Genomic DNA, 6,245 nt, shown 5'->3' on the forward strand with positions numbered 1-6,245 from the left:
GCGGCAAACTGGTCGCAGCACAACCCGGTTCACCGTTGGTGGGGAGGCACGCGGCTTACCGGCAGCTCCCTATGGCGCTGGAACGGCGCCACGCAACGCTTGCTGGAACCTTGAGATTTTAAGCACAGCAGAACGCAAAATCAGACGTGCTGGCTTCCTGCCGTGCAATCGCCATTCTGCTTAGGGTGTCATTTCGCCCTCAGCCTGAACCGACCCCTTATTGAGGAAATGTTGCTCGAGCGTTACGGCTGGTTCTGAAGCATGAGGGCGAGCATCCGTCGCGTTGGACGGCGATGGTGTCGATTGCCGGCAAGATCGGCTGCTCGAAGCATACGCTGAACCAGTGGGTCAAGAAGGCCGAAGTCGGAACCGGCAAACGGGCTGGGGTTCCGGCCGAGGCTGCCGATCGGCTCAAGTCGCTGGCGCGTTAAGTGCGCGAGTTGCGCCAGGCGAATGAGATCCTGCGGAAGGCGTCCGCTTCTTTCGCCCAGGCGGAGCTCGACCGCCCCTTTCGGAAATGACGGCATCCGTTGATGAGCACCTCGCGGCATATGGGGTCGAGCTGATTTGCAAAATGCTGCAGATTGCCCCGTCAGCCTATTATGAGCGGCTTCGAAAACGACGTGACCCAGAGCGCAGATCGGCTCAGAGCAAACGACGAGATCCTGCGAGTTTTCTCAGAGCACTTTGGGGTTTACGGCGTGCGGAAGGTCTGGCGTCAGCTTCGCCGGGAAAAGGTTGAAGTCGCCCGATGCACGGTCGCGCGACTGATGCGTGATCTGGGCTTGCAGGGCATGATCCGCGTGTTTCATGGTCCGGGCCAAGCCGCACAGACCCATCGCATCATAATCCGCGCGCAACAACAATGCCCGACCCATGCCCCGCCTCCCTGATATGTGACCAGGCAGTGATTCATATCTCGTGCCACAGCGATAGCTTCAGTTCATCACAGATGAGTCAGTAACAAGCAGTCTTGGTATGAGCCACTGGAACCCCGGTTATTACGACCTCGAAGCAGCTATGGTCGCTACCGATCGAGCTGTCCTAGAACCCACCGTCATTTCTTCCTTGGGAAACATTAAATCAGTTGTAATTTGACCACGCTCGGTTTGTTTGGATGAAACTAGTAATGTCAAAACATTTCCGAATCGCGTCAAAATGTAAGATATTCTGAGTTCGCCTTGTAACGAACGAGATATGACTGACTTAGGGAGCGTTGAGCATGTCACAGGTTCGGCTATTCCGTGACGAAGTAACCGATCGACAAGGCAGCCAACTTTACGGCGGTATACAGATCACTATGCCGTCCCATGCGCGAGCATATTTCGCTATATCACTGGTAACCTTGCTTGCTGCGACAACGCTCCTCTTCTTCGGTCATTACACGAGACGAATTCAAGCAGACGGCTTGCTCGTGCCAAGCGATGGTATGGCAATGATGACATCGCCACGCGGCGGCACGGTGCAACATATTCGCGTAAATATTGGAAAACCCGTCGCAGCTGGTGAAGAGTTGTTAGCGATAGCTGATGATACAACAAGCGAGCACTACGGAGATACAGCGCAACACATGGCGGACGAGCTCATTAAACAGCGAACAAGCTATCAAGCTGAAATAGTTCGTGAAGAGCAAAGCCTAGACATCAACTTGCACTCCTTGCGACAGCAGATATCCGACATAGAGAAAAGGAGAGTAGCGACCCAAAACGAAATTATTATTGATCAGGCTCAAATATCGTTGGAAGAGCACGCGGTAAAACGTTGGGCCTCACTAGAGCGAGACGGATTTGCTTCGCGTCTTACTCTGGAGCGCGAAATAACAAACCTCCTGAGTGCGAAAACAAACATAAATGCGGCTGAAGGAAATTTAGCCGCCCTCGACGAGCAAGCACACTCTGTCGCTGAGCGTCTCAAGGTTCTTCCATTCGAGGGGCAGAGCAAAGTCGACACTTTGCGAAGGGCGATTAGCCAAATTGATCAGACAATGCTGAGAAATGAACTCAGTAGAAGCATCGCCATCAAGGCGCAGGTATCGGGCACTGTTTCAGCCCTGCTGATAAAGGAAGGACAGTCAGTCACCCCTGGACAGGCGCTCGTAGCGGTTGTGCCAAATGGAGCGATTTTGCACGCAGAATTGCTGGTTCAGAGCCAATCAGTCGGTTTCATAAAAATCGGAGAACGCGTATCGCTCCACTATCACGCATTTCCATTCCAGAAATTTGGCGTAGCATCCGGTGTAGTGGTTGGGACCTCGAAAAGCGCACTCGACGCTAATGAGGTCACGCAGCTTTTAGGCGGAAAACAATTGCCATCAACAGACACATACTACCTGATATACGTCAATATTCCCTCACAATCTGTTGTCGCCTATGGCACCAAGATAGCACTGCTGTCCGGCATGAGCCTAGACGCTCAAGTACATCTTGACCGTCGAACTATAATCGAATGGCTGATGGACCCTCTGATCGCTGCAGAAAAAACGATCTGAGCTTGGTTCGCTTTGCGCACAACGTTTGGTCCTGAACGGAGCCCCATAGGATGGCTTTTTCCCATCGGAAACGCACAATCGAGACTATCTTACAAGACGAATCAACAGAATGTGGGCTTGCGTGTATAGCCATGATAAGTCAGTACCATGGCTATAATGTTACGTTGCCGGAACTGAGGATGGCGTACCCGGCATCGCAAAAAGGCATGACAGCACGAGACATCATGCATGTTGCAGATGCTATGGGTCTTCAATGTCATCCACTCAAAGCAGATCTTGACGAAATCAAGGACATTGAACTCCCGTGCGTTTTGCACTGGGACCTAGCACATTTCGTAGTTTTATCTCGTATAAAGAACCAGCGTTACTACATACATGATCCAGCCTCAGGTACGAAAGTTCTCTTCATTTCGCAAGTTGGCCGCCATTACACCGGTGTCGCATTTCGTATGGCGCGGTCACCGACCTTTCGACGTCGGGTTAGCCCCCCCCCTATTTCGCTCAGAAAGCTGGCTGGAAGCATTAATGGTCTCGGTCGAAATATAACTGTAATATTAGTGCTTTCTGTTACTCTTGAAATACTTTATATTAGTGCACCATTGTTAATACAGACAATGATCGATGAGGTTATACCGGACGCCGATAGACAGCTATCATATCTGGTGATAGGCGCTTACTTGTTAACCGTGTTACTTGGGGCATCGCTATCTGGCTCTCGTGGCTGGCTCACAGCCTATGTCGGGGCACAGTTTAGCTATGGTTGGGCAGGAAATGTCGCACGTCATTTGACGCGCTTGCCCTTACCTTTCTTCCAAGCCCGACACCTTGGAGATATTGTCTCACGGGTGGGGTCCATAGACGCAATCCAAAAAACGATAGTAGCGAAATTTCCAGCTTTGCTGATGGACTTGATCGTCTCGATAACGACAGCGGCAATACTATTTTATTATAATTTATGGGTCGGCTTAACCTCTACAGCATCAGTAGTTTTGTACTTCTGTATAAGGATTTTATACTATGGGGTTTTTCGTGAAGCCAATTTAGGCCAGATCAGCGCTAGTGCTAAACAGAATACACAATTGTTAGAAATTCTGAGAGGAATTCAGTCAATAAAGGTTTCCAATAAAGAGTCTCAGATAGGTGTCAGGTATATAAATAAATTGTATATTACGCTAGAAAAGGGTTTAAAAAGTCAATATTTGGGCGCCTCATTTGCATCCGCGCAATTGTTCGTCGACGGTGCACGTAAGGCATTGGTGTTAGTTATCGGCACAAACCTCTGCATTGATGGAAACATTACCATTGGTATGCTAACGGCGACGATCTCCTTTAGCGATCAATTATTGTCGACTTCGTCCCGGCTAGCTGACAGTTTCATCGAATTAAAGATGTTACGGGTTCAGACCGAACGATTAGCCGATATTATGCTCAAACCAATTGAAGCCCACCAAAAAAACAAATATGTTGGGCCATTACACGACCTTCAGCTTTCATTCCGAAACGTATATTTTAGATATACGGAGAGAGAGAAATGGCTTCTGGAGAATATGTCTTTCGATATTGCTCCAGGTGAGCATGTAGCGATAATTGGACCATCCGGATGTGGGAAAAGCACTGTTGCTAGATTAATGCTCGGATTGGCAGATCCGGAACGCGGAACTATCAGCGTCGGAGGGAAGGACATACGTGATCTAGGCAAAACCAAACTGCGGCAGCTCGTCGCAGCAGTCTTGCAGGAAGATCAGTTATTTTCTGGAAGCATTGCAGAAAATATATCATTTTTTGACGAGAGCTTCAGGATCGAGGCAGTGCAAGTGGCAGCTGTGCAAGCGTGTATCGACGACGAGATCTGCGCAATGCCAATGGGGTATCAAACTCTCGTCGGTGATATGGGGGCAGCTCTTTCAGCAGGACAGAAGCAAAGATTACTGCTCGCGCGTGCTTTATATCGCAACCCGCGTATCATCGTTTTAGACGAGGCAACTAGCAATCTCGATTTGGCACTTGAGCGCCGCCTCTGTGAGTCGATCGGCGACATGAAGCTAACTCGGATCACCTTCGCGCATCGCCCTGAGACGATATCAGCCGCTGATCGTGTCATCGAGTTGCGCCCTAAGCTTGGCGCTTCGGCCGGCGAACCGCCGCTGAAGGCCTTGGCTGTGTAGAGGGCAGCCTAATCCCTCTTTTGTCTGTTTTGTGGAGATCAAAGCAATGAGGTCGTTAACCGTAACAGAAATAGACATGGTGGCTGGCGGGATAAAGGGTATTTCGACCCTTGCGGCAACCGCTTCGTCCTCCAGTGTGCACTCATCAATGGGGATCACGCCCATCGCTCATACAGAACTCCTAGGGTTCTCGCCCGAAATGGCTTCCGATGGCGGTGATGAGTCAGAAGGTGGCGGTGGTGAAGGTGGTGAAGGCGGTGAAGGCGGTGAAGGCGGTGAAGGCGGTGAAGGAGACGGCGGCGGCGAGGGCGGAGACGACGATGGAGATGGTGACGGATCAGGAGACGGAGACATTGACGACGGAGACGGCGGCGGTGATGGCGCGTACGCTGTAACCCCGGAAAATACGAGCAACCCATACGGATCCGATCCCCAACACTACCAGTATTCTCAAAGCACCGGCAAACTAACCCTGGTTGACGATGCGACCGGCCAGTCTGTTGAGGTTGGAACCGGGTACTCGGGCCATGGTCAGGGTCTAAATAATCCCAATGATCAGTATACCCACGATGAAGGACCCATACCTCAAGGGACATATAATATTGGGGATCCTATCGATAAGTCTAACACCGGTCCGAATTCCATTCCTCTGACCCCTGCAGATGGTACCGATACCCAAGGCAGGAACGGTTTTTATATGCATGGGGATAACAGCAACGGTAACAACAGTGCCTCGGATGGCTGCGTCATAATGGCTCCTTCTGTAAGGAACTCTGTAGACAACAACTCTTCCGCAACCACTCTCGTTGTTACTAAGTAACAAAAAATTTAGCCGCACTGTATATAAAATATATGGTGCGGCTTACTATACATATGGATTTATTCAAGGAAAATTAAAATGCTAAAGTTATACTATATCAACTTTTCTTCTGTTGTTGTTGTTTGTTTCTCTGTGTTTGTCATATTCTGCTCTTCACAGGACGCAAGGGCTAGTACGGGGACGTTGTCCGCTTCTGAGGTTCTTCAGCAGATACGCCGCGATGGAGCCTCAACTGTCGCATCGCGACTACAAAATATACGGGAGAAGGATGGTCGAAGCGAGTTAATGATTATTGAGACTAATATAGAGAGTGGTGAAGAATTATGGATCAAGGTAGGGAAGGAACTTCTGAAGGGAACAGACGCAGGAAATCATTACAGTATAATCGTAGCTTTGAGCCGAGCTTTACAACATAACCCGCAGGCAGTGCTTCGCGATTTTAAAACTGACGACACCCTCGCACGCCTATGCCAAGACAACAATATAGAGCCTACCCCGGCCGAACATATTGCGTTCAAAACGAGAGTACTGGCCGAACTAAAAAAAATCAAAGGCGCTGACCTAAATAAACAAAAGGAAATATGTGAGTATCATATAAATAATATGAAGTAAGAACTAATAGCTCAAAATAAGGGGGTATCGTTAATGTCGCCTTTTTTCAAGGTATACGATGACTTAGAGCCTTTCTCGGTTGGCGGCTTTCCCGCAGAGTCCTCCATCCCGTTTATGTTCCACGCTAATGAAGGGCTTCTGCGCTGGGAACACCCAGTCT

At 49.6% G+C, this 6,245-nt stretch carries 7 protein-coding genes and 1 other annotated feature; all 7 genes read left to right on the top strand.

What is annotated here, in order from left to right; all coding sequences use genetic code 11:
- Positions 1–293: 293 nt before the first annotated feature.
- Positions 294–431 (top strand): hypothetical protein, encoded by a 138-nt coding sequence (locus tag P792_RS39625; protein ID WP_155996826.1) that lies wholly within the window; start codon positions 294–296, stop codon positions 429–431.
- Between the two features lie 44 nt (positions 432–475).
- Positions 476–592, top strand: a sequence feature (AL1L pseudoknot).
- A gap of 10 nt (positions 593–602) precedes the next feature.
- Positions 603–893, top strand: a complete 291-nt coding sequence (locus tag P792_RS39630) for an IS3 family transposase (protein WP_081866873.1) — start codon at positions 603–605, stop codon at positions 891–893.
- Between the two features lie 329 nt (positions 894–1,222).
- Positions 1,223–2,488, top strand: a complete 1,266-nt coding sequence (locus P792_RS24745; RefSeq protein WP_023977975.1) for an HlyD family efflux transporter periplasmic adaptor subunit — start codon at positions 1,223–1,225, stop codon at positions 2,486–2,488.
- Between the two features lie 50 nt (positions 2,489–2,538).
- Positions 2,539–4,653: a peptidase domain-containing ABC transporter gene (locus P792_RS24750; RefSeq protein WP_084331042.1), complete on the top strand. Its 2,115-nt coding sequence runs from the start codon at positions 2,539–2,541 to the stop codon at positions 4,651–4,653.
- A gap of 209 nt (positions 4,654–4,862) precedes the next feature.
- Positions 4,863–5,048, top strand: coding sequence for a hypothetical protein (locus P792_RS38350; RefSeq protein ID WP_023977977.1), 186 nt, complete (start codon positions 4,863–4,865; stop codon positions 5,046–5,048).
- A gap of 77 nt (positions 5,049–5,125) precedes the next feature.
- Positions 5,126–5,473 (top strand): tlde1 domain-containing protein, encoded by a 348-nt coding sequence (locus P792_RS38355; RefSeq protein WP_235075415.1) that lies wholly within the window; start codon positions 5,126–5,128, stop codon positions 5,471–5,473.
- A 78-nt stretch (positions 5,474–5,551) separates the two neighbouring features.
- Entirely contained in the window at positions 5,552–6,085 is a 534-nt protein-coding gene (locus P792_RS36965) for a hypothetical protein (protein WP_023977978.1), read from the top strand.
- The last annotated feature ends 160 nt before the right edge of the window (positions 6,086–6,245 follow it).

It is taken from the genome of Asaia sp. SF2.1 (assembly GCF_000505765.1).
In the GTDB taxonomy this organism is placed as follows: Bacteria; Pseudomonadota; Alphaproteobacteria; order Acetobacterales; family Acetobacteraceae; genus Asaia; species Asaia bogorensis.

Bases quoted from the DNA above. Each gene is read 5' to 3' on its own strand.
- P792_RS39625 (WP_155996826.1), top strand. From the start codon at position 294: ATGGTGTCGATTGCCGGCAAGATCGGCTGCTCGAAGCATACGCTGAAC.
- P792_RS39630 (WP_081866873.1), top strand. From the start codon at position 603: ATGAGCGGCTTCGAAAACGACGTGACCCAGAGCGCAGATCGGCTCAGA.
- P792_RS24745 (WP_023977975.1), top strand. From the start codon at position 1,223: ATGTCACAGGTTCGGCTATTCCGTGACGAAGTAACCGATCGACAAGGC.
- P792_RS24750 (WP_084331042.1), top strand. From the start codon at position 2,539: ATGGCTTTTTCCCATCGGAAACGCACAATCGAGACTATCTTACAAGAC.
- P792_RS38350 (WP_023977977.1), top strand. From the start codon at position 4,863: ATGGCGGTGATGAGTCAGAAGGTGGCGGTGGTGAAGGTGGTGAAGGCG.
- P792_RS36965 (WP_023977978.1), top strand. From the start codon at position 5,552: ATGCTAAAGTTATACTATATCAACTTTTCTTCTGTTGTTGTTGTTTGT.